This window comes from Staphylococcus sp. FSL K6-0223 (genome assembly GCF_038008285.1).
The window spans coordinates 627826-644807 of sequence record NZ_JBBOYX010000003.1 but is presented as its reverse complement, the minus strand read 5'-3'; the positions used below and the strand labels follow the sequence as shown (position 1 = coordinate 644807).

Here is a 16982-nt window from a genome sequence, read left to right as displayed (position 1 = left end):
TTATATTTGAGGCTTACTATCCTCAATTTAATATATTTGAAATACATTCCTTTAATAGACTAGCATTTTAATAAAAATTTTCATAGCTAAATTAGTGAAAGTTGAAAATTTGACTTAATTCTAAGGTCAGTTTTATTTCATATATACCGATTACTTTTAAAAGATTAATTATAATGAGAGTTGGCAATATAATAAGGGTATAACGACAAACTTCTTAAGAAGGTGAAAGTATGAAAGCAGAATGGAAAGAGAAACTCCCCCTAGACGGAGTGAAAGACATCTCACCAGTAAGTGGTGGTGATGTTAATGAAGCATTCAAAGTTACAACTACTGAGGATGATATCTCCTTTTTACTTGTTCAGCGTAATCGTCCAGAATCATTCTATGCGGCTGAAATAGCTGGCTTAAATGAATTTGAGAACGCAGGTATCACAGCACCACGTGTGATTGCTAGTGGTGAAATTAACGGAGATGCTTATCTTATTTTGAGCTATTTAGAAGAAGGTGGAAGTGGAAGTCAAAGAGAGCTCGGTCAGCTTGTAGCTAAGTTGCATAGTCAACAACAAGAAGAGGGTAAATTTGGTTTCAGTTTACCACATGAAGGCGGAGATATTTCATTTGATAATTCATGGACTGATAGCTGGACAGAACTTTTCATAGAGAGAAGAATGGATCATTTAAGAGATGAATTGATGCGTAAAGGGTTGTGGAATGAAGAAGATAATAAAGTCTATGAAGAAGTAAGAACTGTGATGGTAAATGAACTTGATAGTCATGAAAGTAAGTCATCTTTATTACATGGTGATTTATGGGGCGGCAACTATATGTTTTTAACTGATGGCAGCCCTGCACTATTTGATCCTGCACCATTATATGGTGACAGAGAATTCGATTTAGGTATTACAACAGTTTTTGGCGGATTTACTCAAGATTTTTATGACGAATATGAAAAGCATTTTCCTTTAGCCAAAGGTGCAAATAAAAGATTAGAATTTTATCGATTATACTTATTGATGGTTCATTTAGTTAAATTCGGCAATATGTACGCAGGTAGTGTTAATCGCTCAATGGATACAATTTTAAAATAAAAAGATTCCCCACACAGGCTCTAATGATGATATATATGAGCGCTTGTGTGGGGTAATTTTATATCTTAATAAATTAAAGTTTCATTTTATCTAATAATGATTTGCCATTGTCATAAAGCATATGAATTTTTGAATCAATTGTAATTAAATCTGTAGATTCAAATTCATTCGTTAACATTGAGACTACTTGGTCCGTTGTGTAAGGTGCATCAGAACCATATACAATTTTATTTTTATCAACCATTTCTAATAGAGTAGGTAATTGATATGGTAAAACCTTACCGGCCAAATCGAAGTAAAGTTCTTTCATTACTTGTTCTAAATCATCAGGTTGCTTCTCTGATCCAAACATCTTGTTGCCCATCGCTACGCGTTGTGCGATTATAGGGAGTAAAGCACCACAATGAGGTACAATCCACTTAATATTTGGATACTTACTAAATACATTCTTTTGACTCATATAAATAATTGTACGAGTTGTATCAAAGATAAATTCCATAAGTGGCGGAGGTACTTCTTCGCTCATCGCTTTAATAGCTGGCTTAGGTTCATTAGGATGAATGGCTACAGTTGCTTGACGTTCATTTAATCTTTCAAATATCGGTGCTAAACGCTCATCACCTAAATATACGCCACGTGCATTCGTTGGTAACGTGAACCCTAACGCATGCTGTTCATCTAATGCTTTATCTATAAATTGAACACTCTGATCGACTAAGGGCAGGGGTAATGTTGCGAAGAAACCAATACGTTCGCTATGTTCCTGCACGATATTTGAAGCATAGGCATTTACTTCTTTAGCAAGTTTTAACATCTCGTCATCAGGTGCAACGCTAATGTGCGGGCTTGAAATCGATAATACGCCATATTCAATATCTTGCTTCTTCATTAATTCTAAATATGATTCTACTGAAAATGGGGGCGTCTTAACGCCGTCACCTTCACCATTAAAATAGTCATCAAGAAATTGACTATAACCAGGTGAAATGTAATGTGCATGTAAATCTATCTTCTTCATTGAGCAAACTTCCTTTATAGAAATAACTGATTTTAAATATTTTGTATAGTGTTGCGACATTTTAAAACTAGGCAACAGTTCTGTATATAAGAGTAAACGTTACTTATTTATTTTGAGTATGGTTTATAACTCTAATGTTTCTCTTCTTCATTATCTTTCTCAGTTAACCATTTATCTAATTGGCGATAGTATTTATTAACTTCATCAGGTCTATCTATACCTGGTAAGTCATGGTTAACATCATACCCTAGTTCGTTGAGCGCATATGATAAACAAGCATAACTTTCTCGGTATTCACTAAATTCTGAGTTAGGTAAATTAATAGTCGTTGGAATGACAGGAGTTAATTTATCTTTTTCATAAATACAACTTAAATTAGAAATATACCAAACGTCATCATTGTCTTTTTCAAGACAGTAGATAATTTTAGTGTCTGAATCCAATTGCATTTCTACGTTTTTAATATCTACTCGAAACTGGATTGTTGCTTGCATAATTGCTACAGCACGATGGTTATTAATCCACATTTGTGTATTATAAATTTGATGTGGCGCGTATCGATTCATTTCTTCAGAGGAGGATACAAATTCTTCTCCAGTACCATTAAACCAAGAAATGCTCACATGTGAGTCTTTAGCGAAACAAGTTCTCATGCTATCCCATAAGGCATTATCGCGACAAAAACGTTCGAATTGAATTAATTCTAAAATATTTTCTTTATCTAACAAAGTTTCTTGAGTATAAGGTTTATTTCTTTCAAATAACATTTAATAAACTCCCTTTAATACTTTAAGCTAAGATTAGTTCCAAATTTTGAGTAATACTTCTGCGAATCCTTCAGGCTTTTGTACATAACCTAAGTGACCACCAGGGATATCTACAATATTAATTCCCGTTTCATCTTTAATATAGAAGTTAACTTCTTGAGGGAAAGAACCTTTGGAATCAGTCCCATTAAGTAATGTGATGATATCTTTATGCTGATTTAAATCTTCTAAAGAGATATCAGATTCTGTATATTGGCGGATTTCATATTTAAACCAACCTAACATTTCTTCAAAACGTTTTTTACTCTCTGCATCATCTTCTGCTTGAGCAGGTTTAGACATTGATTGTGCATCAATAGAACTAATATTTAATGCTTCACCGAAAAGTTTCATAGCTTGAGGCATGCCTTCATTCACAGCAATATCAATAATTTCAGCATTTTTATCTTGCCAATATTTAGCATTAGGTAAGAATGTATTAATCGGTGGTTCATGAAATGCAATTTGCTTCACAACATCAGGATGTTCTTTTAGGACATGCATTGCAACGATAGCACCTGAACTTGAGCCTAAAACATATACGGGTTCGTCACTTAATGACTTAGCTAATTCAGCAATATCTTGTGCATCACGTTTAACGCGATAACGACTCTCTGGGTTAGATACTTCCTCAGGTAATGATTCAGTTAATTCACTTTGTCCATATCCTCGACGATCTACAGCTACAACTGTAAATTTTTCTTGTAATTGTTTAGCTAGTGGCATGTAGATATCACCAGTTCCATTCGCACCAGGGATTAAAATAAGAACTGGTCCATTGCCAACTTTATGATAACGTAATTTTGCGCCTTGCAATTCTAATGTTTCCATCATTGAAACCTCCATTTAAATATTTTTCGTATTAAAGAAAAGACACGCTTATATATTTCGTGTAAGTGTTACTCAAGACCTAATAATTTAGCTCCGTTTTTATAGCTGATTTTTTCTTTTTCCTCTTCAGTTAAATCTAATTCGTCTAAGAATGTACCCAATTTTTCAGGTTCAACATAAAGGTAATCTGCTGAATATAAAATTCTGTCGACGCCAACTTCTGCTTTTACTAGATCAAATTGTGGTTTAGTTAACATTCCACTTGGCGTAATATAGAAGTTATTTTTGAAATAATAACTAATAGGATGTTCTAGATGGTCAGCAAATAAAATATCATCCATACGTTCTAAGAAGAATGGAACAAATTCGCCCCAGTGACCGATGATCATGTTGAGGTTAGGGTGACGGTCAAATACACCTGATAGCACAAGGTGAATGGCATGAATACCTACATCTACGTGCCAACCATAACCGAAGCAAGCAAATGTAGCTGCTGTTACGTCTGAGTAGTTACCTTTGTAATAAGCTTGGTAAACATCGCTTTGAACTGGAGAAGGGTGTAAATAAATAGGAACATTTAACTCTTCAGCTACAGCAAAGATGCCATCATATTCATCTTGGTCTAGGAATCCACTCTTAGGATGTCCCATAATTAATGCGCCTTTAAAACCTAATTCTTTTACACATCGTTTAAATTCTTCTTCTGCTGCTTTAGGTTCATTAATTGGTAATGTAGCAAATCCTACAAATCGATCTGGGTGTTCATTGATATATTGTGCTAACGTATCATTTGCTTGTTTACATAATTCAATTGCGCGTTCGCCTTCAAGATTGGAAGGGGCGCCATTTCCATAAGATAATACTTGCATTTCAACGTCATGTTTATCCATGAATTGAATACGTGCATCGTGATGTTTGATTTCATCTGCATCAGTAAAACCAGATTTTTCTTCAAGGCCTTTTAACATCGTTTGCATAGGTACACCTTTAGGATCAGATGTCATATGTTTCATTGTTTCTTTTTGTATATCCTCAACAACATAATGTTCTTCAAAGTTTATACTTTTCATTGTGTATTCCCTCCCTAAGATAATAAATATCTTAATAACTAATTATATATGTGTAATTTTCATTGAAAATTTTCCCGTTAAACATGAGTCCAAACTTGTTAATGATTTACCACGGCATTGTGCCATTACCATCAATAAATGTTCCTGTAGGACCATTTTTATCAATAGTAGCAAGTTTTACGATAGGTTTTACACCTTCTGAAGCAGGTTTAGAGTTGTTACTGAAATCACCAACTAAATCAGTATTAGTAGAACCTGGATCTGCTGCATTAATTTGAATGTGTGGTAAGCCTTTAGCATACTGTACAGTCATCATTGTGACCGCTGATTTAGAAGAACAATACGCAAGTGAATTAACTTGTGATTCAGCAGTGTCTGGGTTTGTAACCATACCAAATGAACCCAATCCGCTACTCACATTTACAACTACAGGTTGCTCTGATTTCTCTAATAATGGAATAAAGGTATTCATCATGCGTACAATACCAAAAACATTTGTGTTGTATACCTTTTCGACGTCTTTAGCAGTAAAATCAGCGACTTTAGCGAATCCTCCTGAAATACCAGCATTGTTTATAAGTACATCAACACGGCCTTCTTTATTTGAAATAATTTCAAAGGCTTGTTGAACTGATTTATCATCACTTACATCTAGTTGAACATAGTCGACGCCTAATTCTTTTGAAGCTTGTTGACCACGTTCTTCATTTCTAGATCCTATATAAACCTTGTAGCCTTTCGCTTTTAATTCTTTAGCTGTCTCATAACCTAAACCTTTATTTCCACCAGTAATTAACGTAACTTTTTCCATTCATGAACACCTCAATTAATTTAAATATAGTTTTATTAAGTTATCTCTTATTTCATTATTTGAAAGTTGTCTTTTATTTTTTTGAATTTCATAAGCTTTAGTAGAAAGTGATTTTAATAACATATCAGTTTTGAATATGGCCCAAGAATCATCCTCGCCATCTTTAAATAAATCATAGTAAAAATTAAATAAATCAGAGAAAAATTGGCTTTGATGAAATTGAGACTTACTATTACTTTCCTCAATACAGTTTAATAAATCACTATTTTCATATTTAAATGTCAAAAAAACATCTAGGGAGTGTTCCATCTTCTCTTCTTTAGAATTAGATGAAGCAGCTACATCATTCATTTTTTGAATAATTTCATCGAAATCATGCTCGATAATGTGATAACACAAATCGCTTTTATCCTTAAAATGCCGATAAAGTGTTCCCATGCCGATACCAAGTTCTTTAGAAATTCTATTCATACTGATTGTCTCAACGCCGTATTGTTTAAATAGTTCGATCGCTTTATTCTCGATACGTTGACGGTTTAGAAGAGCATCTTTACGCAATGTATTCACCTACTTAATGAGCTAATGTTGACAAACGGATAATTATCCGTTTATTATAAATCTCACTTACTTAGAATTCAAATATAATGCTAATTAAAAAAATAAGATGAAAGTGGGACACTATAATATGTCACTAAATAAAGAGCAAAGACGTATCACTGCTATAGAATTACGAGAACATTTCCATAATTCAACTTTAAATATTGAAGACATAGCAAATAAAATGAGTATTTCGGTTGAAGAAGTGGAAAAGGTATTAAACATGAATGCTCCTAGCGGTTTCTTTGGTAATCAGTTACAAAGATTTATCCATCGCGTTTGGGATGTTCGTGACATTATAAATTCAAATATTAAAGAAAATGGTCAAACACCTGAAGAATATACTTATTTAAAAGGCGAAAAAGAAGATTATTGGTTCTTACAATAGGAGAGATAAACATGAGTAAAAGTATATTAGTCATTGGTTCAACTGGTAAACAAGGAAATGCTGTTGTTAAACAATTATTGGAAGATGGTTGGCATGTGCGTGCGTTTACTAGAAATAAAAATAATGAAAAATTAACATCAATTCATAATGATCAATTAGAGATTTTTGAGGGCGATTTGAGTGATAGAGAAAGCTTGACTCAAGCGATGGCTGACCAATATGGAGTATATAGCGTTCAGCCTATTATTCCAGACCATGTTGAAGAGGAATTAAAGCAAGGTGAACATATTATCGAAACTGCTGAAGAACAAGGAGTTAAGTATGTCGTTTATAGCACAGCGGGTGGTGTTAATCGTGATAGAACAGGTCCTCACTTTGAAGCATTAGCACAATTAGAAAATAAGATAAAAGCATCTCGTTTAGATTTTACAATTATTAAACCATCGTTTTTTATGGATAACTTTTTAAGAATCACTAAAGTTTCAGATGGAGAAATTAAAATCCCAGAATTTATTAATCCTGAAGTGAAATTTTCAATGATTTCTTCTATCGATATTGCTAAAATTGCGTCAGCACTTTTCAAAGATCCTAAAACATATAATCATCAAGATATAGAAATTGCTTCTGATGAGCTGACTCTAAATGAAGTAGTCAAAACTTTTGCAACCGTAACAGGTAAACCAACTGAAATTGAAGGCGAATTTACGAGTGGCACTGCTGAAAGAAGTTGGCTTGAAAATAAAGGTTATGTTATAGATTTTGTACAAATGAAACGTCTTAATCCCACGCGCTTAACACTTGATGAATGGATTACTCAAGCGGCATTTTAAACTTGAAATCGTCTAATTATAAATGAGAGGTGACATGTACGATGCATTCAATGTGGTTTAATCTAAATGTAAAAGATTTAGATCGTAGCGAACAGTTCTTTAAGTCTCTAGGATTTGAAATTAATAAAAATCCAGAAATGTTAGATAAAATGTTAGGTATTACAATTGGACAAACGATTGTGATATTGATAGAAAATAATCACTTCGAGTCTGTATCACATCAAGATGTCGATTCAAGCCCTAATGAAGTGATGGTTTCGTTAGGTGTTAAAGAAAATAAAGACGTTGATGAATTATTAGCGAAAGTAGAACCTGCTGGTGGAACAATTATTGAAAAACCAGGTGTAAGACAAGGGTATTATGGAGCAATGTTTAAAGATCCTGATGGGCATAAGTTTAATTTTCTTGTTTGTTAAATAAGCGTGAAAAATATATAAATAGGCATCGTGTATTCTCATTCAATACATGGTGCCTTTTACTATATCTTTTGGTTAGATTTTAAAAAATGAAAACTTCTCACTATTTGTGAGGAATTGACGTGATTATGAAGAAAAATATCAACTTTCATCAGATACATATTGAAGTTGTTCGATTTACCATAAAACGGTGAATATTAATGAAATTGTTCAATTTGTAATAAATGTTTATAATAAAGGAATTATTAGAGCTATTGGAATAGATAAAAAAGACAAATTATTCTAGTATTTGATTGTTTTTGATTGTTTGGGGTATTATATAACTTATAAGAATAAATGATTTGATTTTGAGAAAAATTGTTTATTAGATTAAAAAGGGGTATCTAATTTTACATATCGATTTCAGTCATAAATATACTCCATGAAATGGAGAAGGAAAGGTTATGGCAGATAAACTGCAAAGAGAATTAAGCAATAGGCATATCCAATTAATTGCAATTGGTGGTGCTATTGGTACAGGTTTATTCCTGGGCGCAGGCGCTTCTATTCATTTAGCAGGACCATCTATATTACTTACTTATATTATAGTAGGTTTTATATTATTTATGTTTATGAGAGCGATGGGAGAGTTGCTCTTATCGAACTTAGGTTTCAAGTCATTTGGTGACATTGCCCATCATCACATAGGTTCAATGGCAGGATTTATGGTTGGTTGGACTTATTGGTTAACTTGGATTATTTCAGGTATGGCGGAAGTTACCGCTGTAGCCAAATACGTCGACTTCTGGTATCCAGACATGCCTAACTGGATTACTGCAGCAGCTACAATATTAGTATTAGTAGCATTGAATTTATTTAGTGCCAAATTATTTGGTGAACTTGAATTTTGGTTATCTATTATAAAAGTTATTACAATTTTAGCTTTAATTATTGTTGGTATTGTAATGGTAATCTTTGCTATGAAGACGGATTACGGTCCAGCGACGGTAACTAATATTTGGAAAGAAGGCGGCTTCTTCCCAAATGGTGCCTCAGGATTCTTTATGTCATTCCAAATGGCAATATTCTCATTTATAGGTATTGAATTGATAGGTATTACAGCAGGGGAAACTAAAAATCCTCATGAAACAATACCTCAAGCAATTAATAACGTACCATTCCGAATTTTAATCTTTTACATAGGTTCATTAGCAGTCATTATGTCAGTAGTTCCTTGGGACAAATTAGATCCTGCAGAAAGTCCTTATGTTAAATTATTCGGATTAATAGGAATTCCTTTTGCTGCTGGCATTATTAACTTTGTTGTATTAACAGCAGCCGCTTCATCATGTAACAGTGGTATATTTGCGAATAGTCGTACAATGTTTGGCTTAGCTGGAAGAAATCAAGGTCCACCGTTTTTACATAAAACAAACAAAAATGGCGTTCCTTACAATGCAATTTTAGTTACTTGTGGATTATTAGGCATTGCAGTAATATTAAATGCCATTTTTAAAGATGCTACTAAAGTATTCGTTCAAATCACTACTTTCTCTACTGTGTTGAATATTTCAATTTGGGCAGTTATTATGGTAGCTTATATTGGATACTTAAAGCATAACCCTGAGCAACATAAAGAAAGTAATTATAGAATGCCTGGTGGTAAATACACGGCTTATGGTATTTTAGTATTCTTTGCTTTCATTTTTGTTATTTTACTTATTAATAGTAGTACGCGATTAGCAGTTCTATTTATTCCAGTTTGGGTTCTAGTATTATTCTTGATGTATCAAAAATACAAAAAAGAATCTCGTAAAGCTGAAATTCCAACAGAAGATGATGCAGAAACTACAGAAGAATAATAGTTAAAAACACTTCCTCTATTACAGAGGGAGTGTTTTTTATACAAAAAAATCCCTAAGAAAGAGTAAAAATAATATCTTTCTTAGGGAATCATTTATCTTAAATAATATTATCTTTAATTTTTCGATTGTCATTGATGATATATCTTAAGTTTTCTCTGAATTGTTTTGCTTCTGGAATATTCTGAATCGCATAGTCATGAAGCATATGACTTCCAATAAGTAAATTATGGCTAATTCCTTCAGAGTTTAATTTACGAGATAACTTAATTACGTCAGGATAAAGTAATTCATGTGTTCCTACTGAAAGAGTGATGTGACCGAGATTGTTAAAGTCTCCATTAATTGGAGATACTTTATAATTGTCTAACTCATCACTTTCAGCCCATATTTTAGCAAATGTTTTAAGTCCTTCTTTACCAATCATACTATCTACCTTTTCGTAATGAGGTATTTCTGGATTAGTAAATGTGGCATCAACCACTGGTGATATAGTGATAATATGACCTGGTTGAGGTAAATTAATTTCATTAAGATACTGCGCGTAGCTTAATGCGATATTACCGCCTGCAGAATCTCCCATAATGATAATTTGATCGGATGAAGACACAGAATCTAAAAGATTACGATAAATATGAGTCATTAAATCAAATGTTGCGCGTTTGCCACTTTGAGGCACTTTAGGGTATATAGGTGCAATAACTTCTGCGTTGTAATCAGTAGCAAGTTGATCCATCATTTGATAATGCTCTTTGAATGGACCTGCGACCCAAGAACCACCATGCATATATAAAATCTTTAACTGATGTGGATCATTTTGATGATTAACATAGTACGTATGTGTACCATAATATTCTCGTATATCTACTCTATGCTTAAATCTATATTTTGTGGCTTTGAAAGGTTTGCTATTTTCGATTTGAGCCATTTTAAGCATTTGATCAATCTTCTTCGGCTTAATAAAGTATTGTTTGCCACGTGAAACATGATTAAATTTTTCTTTTAAAAAGCTCTTATAACTACGTTTTTCAATTAATTTAGTATATAAGTAAGAGCCCACAATAGCTGCACCTGTTGTGGCACCAACAGAACATGCAATTTTTTTCCACATAACGTTACCTCCCTTGTGTCAATGATTGTAGTATATCTTCGTGTAAATATTAAATCATACGGTTTTCGCATAATTTGAAAATTTGTAAGATAATAGCAAAAATAATTATCTAAATTTTCTGAAAACGTTATATACTATTACACATAGTCTTGAGACGCGTGTATGAATATCATTAAATATCCCTCTAAGTTATTGCATCTAAGAATCATTTACTTGAATCATACTTTGCGAATCAAGACTTTGTCTTTATACATAATTATTACTCAGCACATTGGGAGGTTTAAGTCATGTCAGCTATTAGAAATATCGACGGACCAAAGGATTTTATTTTTAGAGTTTTATCAGGGGTAGCAATTGGAATTGTCGCAGGACTCGTTCCAAATGCGATTTTGGGAGAGATTTTTAAATATTTAATGCAATATCAGCCTATTTTTAAAACTTTACTAGGAGTCGTGCAAGCCATCCAATTTACTGTACCGGCCCTTATCGGTGCACTTATTGCTATGAAATTTAATTTAACACCATTGGCAATTGCCGTAGTTGCTAGTGCTTCTTATGTTGGAAGTGGTGCAGCTCAATTTAAAAATGGTGTATGGATCATCGCAGGTATAGGGGACCTTATTAATACGATGATTACAGCTGCAATTGCAGTATTATTCATATTATTAATTGAAGAACGTGTAGGAAGTATGGCCCTTATAGTCTTTCCGACAATTGTAGGCGGCCTATCAGCAACGATAGGTATTTTTACATTACCTTATGTGAGATTAATTACTACAGGTATTGGAAATATGTTGAATAGCTTTACTGAATTACAGCCTGTCCTTATGAGTATGTTGATATCTATGGTATTTAGCTTTATTATTATATCGCCATTATCAACCGTCGCAATTGCAATGGCAATTGGCCTATCAGGTATTGCAGCTGGTTCGGCATCAATAGGTATTGCTGCTACAGAAGCTGTCCTTCTTATTGGTACGAGCCAAGTGAATCGCTTAGGCATTCCTTTATCAATTTTCTTTGGTGGCGTAAAAATGATGATGCCTAATATGGTCAAGTATCCTGTGATTATGGTACCAATACTTATCACAGCAGCATTATCAGGTATCGCATCAGGTATCATTGGTATTGGTGGAACAAAGGAATCAGCGGGCTTCGGATTTATAGGTATGGTAGGACCTATTAATGCTTTTAAATTTATGCATGTTGATTCAGTATGGTTAAGTCTGTTACTGATTATAGTTGCGTTTTTTGTAGTGCCGTTTTTAATTGCTTGGATTTTAGATTTAGTATTACGGAAAGTAATTCATCTATATCGTAATGATATATTTAAATTTATGGGATAGAGTAGAGTCTCTTCGATGTGTGATACATTGAGGAGATTTTTCTGTGCTAAAATAAAAGTGTAAAATTAGATGTTTATTGTAATAAAAATATAGAGGGTGAAAACATGTCGCATCACATCGACACACTACAGTTGAAAGTGGCGCAGTTAAGTAGAAAGACCCATGAGTTAGGTATACCTGTCATGATTATTTTTGAAGGGATACCCGCGTCTGGTAAGACACGTTTATCAAATGATTTATTACTTCAATTAGACGCGAAGTATACAAACTTTATCGCTACGAAATCTCCAGAAACATACGATTTAAGATATCAATTTTTACAAAAATATTGGGATACTCTGCCACAAAAAGGTGACATCAACATTTATTTTAGAAGCTGGTATTCACATTATCTTGATTATAAGGAAAATAAAATCAAACATCATCAATATGTTAATTATGATTCATTACTTAAACAAATTAGTAATTTCGAATCAATGTTAAAGAAAGATAATTATGAAATAATTAAGTTCTTTATAGAAATAAATGAAGAGAAACGTCAAGCTCATATTCAACAAACTAAAAGTAACCCGTTGATGAGATGGAAGGTTCAAGAATATGAGGAGGTAATATCCCAAGATGTTTATTTAAATGAAATGAGACGTATTATACACAATTGTAATGATTGGCAAGTTATTGATTATACGGTTAGAGAACAAGCAATAACAAACATGTATCTACATATAATAGAAAGATTAGAATATGCGCTTGAAAAATACCAAAAACATGAAGAATATATAGATGGAGAATTTAATAGTCATTTCTCAACGTCGTTATTTAATATTGAAGAATCTAAAATTAAGAAAAAAGATTACCAACATCAAATAGTAGAATTACAAACCCGTATGAGAGAAATTCAATTTGCGTTGTACAAACGTAAAATCCCTTTAGTTTTAGTATTCGAAGGTATGGATGCTGTAGGTAAGGGTGGGAATATTAAACGTATCAGAGAAAAGTTAGATCCGACTGGTTATGAAGTTAATGGAATCAGTGCGCCTACAGATGTTGAAAAGAATCATCATTATTTATGGAGATTCGCTAAAAAAATGCCTAAATCAGGACACATCGAAATTTTTGATCGCAGTTGGTATGGAAGAATATTGGTGGAACGAGTCGAAGGATTTGCAGAGTATCATGAATGGAAACGCGCATATGATGAAATTAATCAGTTCGAGAGAATGTGGACGGATGAAGGTACCATAATTATCAAATTCTTTTTATGCTTAGATAAAGAAGAACAATTGCAACGTTTTAAAGATAGAGAACAAAATCCAAATAAGCAATGGAAAATTACAGACGAAGATTGGCGTAATAGAGAAAAATGGGATATGTATTTAGAAGCCAGTCAAGATATGATTAAGTATACGAATACGAAGTTAGCGCCATGGCATGTGATAAAAGCAGATCATAAAAAAACAAGTCGTCTCGAAGTTCTCAAAACGATTATTAAAAGATGCGAAGACGTTTTATAGATAAGAAAAAGTTGTATCAGAGGATGAATTTCAAGAATATTTCTTTGAAATTCATCTTTTTTACTTTTTTGTTGGGTCAAATTAGATTATAGAATTATTACGGTAGTGTAACAAAAATGAAATCTGTAATATTACAGACTATTTGAAAGATGGGTCAAACCAACCTAAAAAGTAATGTAAAACCACAAATACCAATGTAATTTTAAACGATTTTTAAGAAATTATATGTTACAAAGAGAAATGTTTTTGTTTCAAGATTACAAAATTAAACTCCTATTGTAATTTTTTGTAAGGAACGTGTAATATACAAACGAGATTTTTGTGGTATAGTGAATACCGTCAAAAGTTAACAAAAAACATTTTCAATGTAGCACAACGAAATCAAACACTTAGAATATAATTTACAAATTTTAATTTTAAAACATATTTGGAGGATTTTATATTATGAAAAAGACAGTTATCGCTTCATCATTAGCAGTATCTTTAGGAATTGCAGGTTATGCATTAACAGGTAACGAAGCTCACGCTTCTGAAACTACTAACGTAGATCAAGCTCACTTAGCTGATTTAGCTCAACACAACCCAGAACAATTAAACTCTAAACCAGTTCAAGCTGGTGCTTACGATATCCACTTCGTAAACAATGGTTTCCAATACAACTTCACTTCTAATGGCACTAACTGGTCATGGAACTATGCTCAAGTTGGTTCAACTACTCAATCATCAGCTGATTACACTGAATCATACAGCCAAGAAAGTTCAAACCAATCAGTAAGTTCAAACCAACAATCAAGCAATACAAGTGTTAAAGCTGTTTCAGCTCCAACTACTTCAACTCATAATTACAGCACTTCAACAACTTCATACTCAGCACCATCAAGCTCAGCTTCAACTGGTGGTTCTACTAAAGCTCAATTCTTAGCTGCTGGTGGTACTGAAGAATTATGGAACGCTATTGTAATGCCTGAATCAGGTGGTAACGTTAACGCTTCTAACGGTCAATACCATGGTTTAGGTCAAACTAACCAATCTTGGGGTTACGGTTCAGTATCTAACCAAACTAAAGGTATGATTAACTACGCTAAAGAACGTTATGGTTCAATCGGTAACGCAATTTCTTTCCGTGAAGCTAACGGTTGGTGGTAAGATATAGTTTATAACTGGAAAGACAATTCGAGTTATAATCTTTGAGGATGACAATATGTCATCCTCTTTTTTTATGCAATTTTTTAGTAGTGTAGAATAACATGGCATTTGCGTTTCGCATCTGATATGAGAGGGAATATAATCGAATAACTATTTAAGGTTTTACTTGTAAATAGAAAGCTGTGAAAGTATGAAAGCTATTAAATCTATAACTCGCATTATTATTTTGCACAGTCTATTTTGGTTTGTCGTTCAAATGTCTATTGCACATTTAGGTGCACGTATCCCTAAATCATTTTTTGAAAAGTATTCTTGTTTATTTCGATCTTTCCAATGGGAAGAAAATGGTGAACTTTGGGATCGTACTTTAAAGGTAAGTAAGTGGAAAAGATTGATACCTGAAGGTGCTCAAATTAATAAGGATATCTATGATAAAAGCAAGTTATCAGTAAATATTGAAGAGACGCGTCGCTTATTATTGGAAATGAGACGTGCAGAATTGATACATTGGATTTCCATTTTACCTGTGTGGCTATTTGTTAAAGCTCCACGGTACATCAAAATGATTAACATTGCGTACGTATTGTTTAGCCATCTTCCAGTGATTGTAGCACAACGATATAATCGTCCAAGAATCGAACGTTTAATACGTATAATTGAAAAGCGAGGTAAGTAATATGACTCAATCCATCTTAGTTATTGGTGGTGGTTTAGGAGGGATATCCGCTGCTATTCGAATGGCTCAAAGTGGGTATAAAGTAACATTATTTGAGCAAAATAATCATATTGGTGGAAAGGTGAATCGTCTAGAAAAACAGGGTTTTGGCTTTGACTTAGGTCCATCTATTTTAACCATGCCATACATATTTGAGCGTCTTTTTAACTATAGCGGGAAAAATATGGCTGATTATATCGAAATTGAAAGATTGCCGTTACAATGGCGGAGTTTCTTTCCTGATGGTGAAATCATTGATCTATATGAAAATACTGAAGCAACTTTACTTAATAATTTGCAGTTAGGTCAAGAAGATAAGAAGGAACTCGACAATTATTTAAAATATACTAAGCGTATACATCGTTTTACTGAAAAGGGATATTTCAATTTTGGCTTAGATACGTTACGTGAAATTATAAAATATCATGGACCTTTTAAAGCATTGCGAGGTTTTGATTACTTTTCAACAATGCAACAAGCAATTAACCGTTATATTTCGAATCCTAAATTAAGAGATATGCTAGGTTACTTTATTAAGTATGTAGGTTCTTCTTCCTATGATGCACCTGCAGTTCTCTCAATGTTATTTCATATGCAACAAGAACAAGGATTATGGTATGTCAAAGGTGGAATTCATAAATTGGCACTAGCGCTAAAACAATTGGCTATTGAAGAAGGCGTGGACATACAAATGGGGGTTGCTGTTGAAAATATTAAAACGTATCATCAACGCGTTACGGGCGTACGTTTAAGTAGTGGGAAGTATGTTGAAGCGGATTATATAATTTCCAATATGGAGGTCATCCCTACCTATAGAGAGTTATTGCATTTTAATCAACAAAAAATTGACCAACTCGAAAGAACATATGAACCTGCAAGCTCAGGTTATGTATTACATTTAGGGATAGACAAATCCTATTCTCAACTTGCTCATCATAATTTCTTTTTCTCAAAGGACTCTAAGAAAAACTATGATGAAGTATTCCATCAAAAGGTATTACCTCAAGATCCGACAATCTATTTAGTGAATGTTAATAAAACGGATGAACAACAAGCGCCACAAGGATATGAAAATATTAAAGTCTTACCACATATACCCTATATTCAAGATAAACCATTTAAAAAAGAGGAATATGCAGCGTTTAAAGAACGTGTGCTAACGAAATTAGAACGAATGGGACTGACTGATTTAAGAGCGCATATTATATATGAAGATATTTGGACGCCTGAGGATATCCAACATAATTATCGTTCAAATAGAGGGGCCATATATGGTGTAGTCGCAGATAAGAAGAAAAATAAAGGGTTTAAATTTCCTAAGCAAAGTGAGTACTTTGACAATCTCTTCTTTGTGGGAGGCTCTGTAAATCCAGGTGGAGGTATGCCAATGGTAACGTTAAGTGGCATGCAAGTTGCAGACAAAATTAATGCTATTGAAGCGGGAAGGAGTTAGAAAG

General features: G+C 33.3%; 17 protein-coding genes. 10 read left to right on the top strand and 7 right to left on the bottom strand.

The annotated features are described in order from the left end of the window. The first annotated feature begins 230 nt into the window (after window positions 1–230). Complete coding sequence (locus MHI13_RS20445; protein ID WP_064210148.1) at window positions 231–1088, top strand: fructosamine kinase family protein; 858 nt, start codon at window positions 231–233, stop codon at window positions 1086–1088. Between the two features lie 73 nt (window positions 1089–1161). On the opposite strand, the gene MHI13_RS20440 is transcribed toward MHI13_RS20445, so the two are convergent. The 6 genes from MHI13_RS20440 to MHI13_RS20415 all read right to left on the bottom strand — a co-directional run bounded on the left by MHI13_RS20440 (window position 1162) and on the right by MHI13_RS20415 (window position 6182). Next, window positions 1162–2106: an amidohydrolase family protein gene (locus MHI13_RS20440; protein WP_064210149.1), complete on the bottom strand. Its 945-nt coding sequence runs from the start codon at window positions 2104–2106 to the stop codon at window positions 1162–1164. Between the two features lie 131 nt (window positions 2107–2237). Beyond that, the gene (locus MHI13_RS20435; RefSeq protein ID WP_002432572.1) at window positions 2238–2873 is read right to left on the bottom strand and encodes a nuclear transport factor 2 family protein; all 636 of its coding nucleotides are present in this window, start codon (window positions 2871–2873) and stop codon (window positions 2238–2240) included. A gap of 33 nt (window positions 2874–2906) precedes the next feature. Next, window positions 2907–3743, bottom strand: a complete 837-nt coding sequence (locus tag MHI13_RS20430; RefSeq protein WP_047796738.1) for an alpha/beta fold hydrolase — start codon at window positions 3741–3743, stop codon at window positions 2907–2909. 68 nt (window positions 3744–3811) lie between these two features. Then, window positions 3812–4813, bottom strand: coding sequence for an amidohydrolase family protein (locus tag MHI13_RS20425; RefSeq protein ID WP_340761903.1), 1002 nt, complete (start codon window positions 4811–4813; stop codon window positions 3812–3814). A 106-nt stretch (window positions 4814–4919) separates the two neighbouring features. Then, on the bottom strand, window positions 4920–5624 hold the full coding sequence (locus MHI13_RS20420) for an SDR family NAD(P)-dependent oxidoreductase (RefSeq protein WP_002432624.1): 705 nt from the start codon (window positions 5622–5624) through the stop codon (window positions 4920–4922). Window positions 5625–5639: 15 nt separating this feature from the next. Continuing rightward, window positions 5640–6182 carry a TetR/AcrR family transcriptional regulator gene (locus tag MHI13_RS20415; protein ID WP_002432343.1) on the bottom strand — a complete coding sequence of 181 codons (543 nt, stop codon included), beginning with the start codon at window positions 6180–6182 and terminating at the stop codon, window positions 5640–5642. A 127-nt stretch (window positions 6183–6309) separates the two neighbouring features. Here MHI13_RS20415 and MHI13_RS20410 point away from each other — a divergent pair, with 127 nt between their 5' ends. From MHI13_RS20410 to MHI13_RS20395, 4 genes are all read left to right on the top strand, one after another. Continuing rightward, window positions 6310–6609, top strand: a complete 300-nt coding sequence (locus MHI13_RS20410; protein ID WP_002432863.1) for a DUF2316 family protein — start codon at window positions 6310–6312, stop codon at window positions 6607–6609. An 11-nt stretch (window positions 6610–6620) separates the two neighbouring features. Further along, entirely contained in the window at window positions 6621–7439 is an 819-nt protein-coding gene (locus tag MHI13_RS20405; protein WP_002432708.1) for an NmrA/HSCARG family protein, read from the top strand. A gap of 41 nt (window positions 7440–7480) precedes the next feature. Then, window positions 7481–7855, top strand: coding sequence for a VOC family protein (locus MHI13_RS20400; protein ID WP_002432575.1), 375 nt, complete (start codon window positions 7481–7483; stop codon window positions 7853–7855). Window positions 7856–8298: 443 nt separating this feature from the next. After that, complete coding sequence (locus MHI13_RS20395; protein ID WP_002432730.1) at window positions 8299–9696, top strand: amino acid permease; 1398 nt, start codon at window positions 8299–8301, stop codon at window positions 9694–9696. A gap of 100 nt (window positions 9697–9796) precedes the next feature. Here MHI13_RS20395 and MHI13_RS20390 read toward each other — a convergent pair whose 3' ends face one another. Further along, window positions 9797–10807 carry an alpha/beta hydrolase gene (locus MHI13_RS20390; RefSeq protein WP_002432494.1) on the bottom strand — a complete coding sequence of 337 codons (1011 nt, stop codon included), beginning with the start codon at window positions 10805–10807 and terminating at the stop codon, window positions 9797–9799. Window positions 10808–11094: 287 nt separating this feature from the next. Here MHI13_RS20390 and MHI13_RS20385 point away from each other — a divergent pair, with 287 nt between their 5' ends. From MHI13_RS20385 to MHI13_RS20365, 5 genes are all read left to right on the top strand, one after another. After that, the gene (locus MHI13_RS20385; RefSeq protein ID WP_064210150.1) at window positions 11095–12153 is read left to right on the top strand and encodes a PTS transporter subunit IIC; all 1059 of its coding nucleotides are present in this window, start codon (window positions 11095–11097) and stop codon (window positions 12151–12153) included. A gap of 104 nt (window positions 12154–12257) precedes the next feature. Continuing rightward, the gene (locus MHI13_RS20380) at window positions 12258–13664 is read left to right on the top strand and encodes a phosphate--AMP phosphotransferase (protein ID WP_340761899.1); all 1407 of its coding nucleotides are present in this window, start codon (window positions 12258–12260) and stop codon (window positions 13662–13664) included. 444 nt (window positions 13665–14108) lie between these two features. Beyond that, window positions 14109–14810, top strand: a complete 702-nt coding sequence (locus MHI13_RS20375) for a hypothetical protein (protein ID WP_002432753.1) — start codon at window positions 14109–14111, stop codon at window positions 14808–14810. Window positions 14811–15000: 190 nt separating this feature from the next. Continuing rightward, window positions 15001–15486 carry a glycosyl-4,4'-diaponeurosporenoate acyltransferase CrtO family protein gene (locus tag MHI13_RS20370; protein ID WP_002432875.1) on the top strand — a complete coding sequence of 162 codons (486 nt, stop codon included), beginning with the start codon at window positions 15001–15003 and terminating at the stop codon, window positions 15484–15486. A gap of 1 nt (window position 15487) precedes the next feature. Continuing rightward, window positions 15488–16978: a phytoene desaturase family protein gene (locus tag MHI13_RS20365; protein WP_002432709.1), complete on the top strand. Its 1491-nt coding sequence runs from the start codon at window positions 15488–15490 to the stop codon at window positions 16976–16978. Window positions 16979–16982 lie beyond the last annotated feature (4 nt).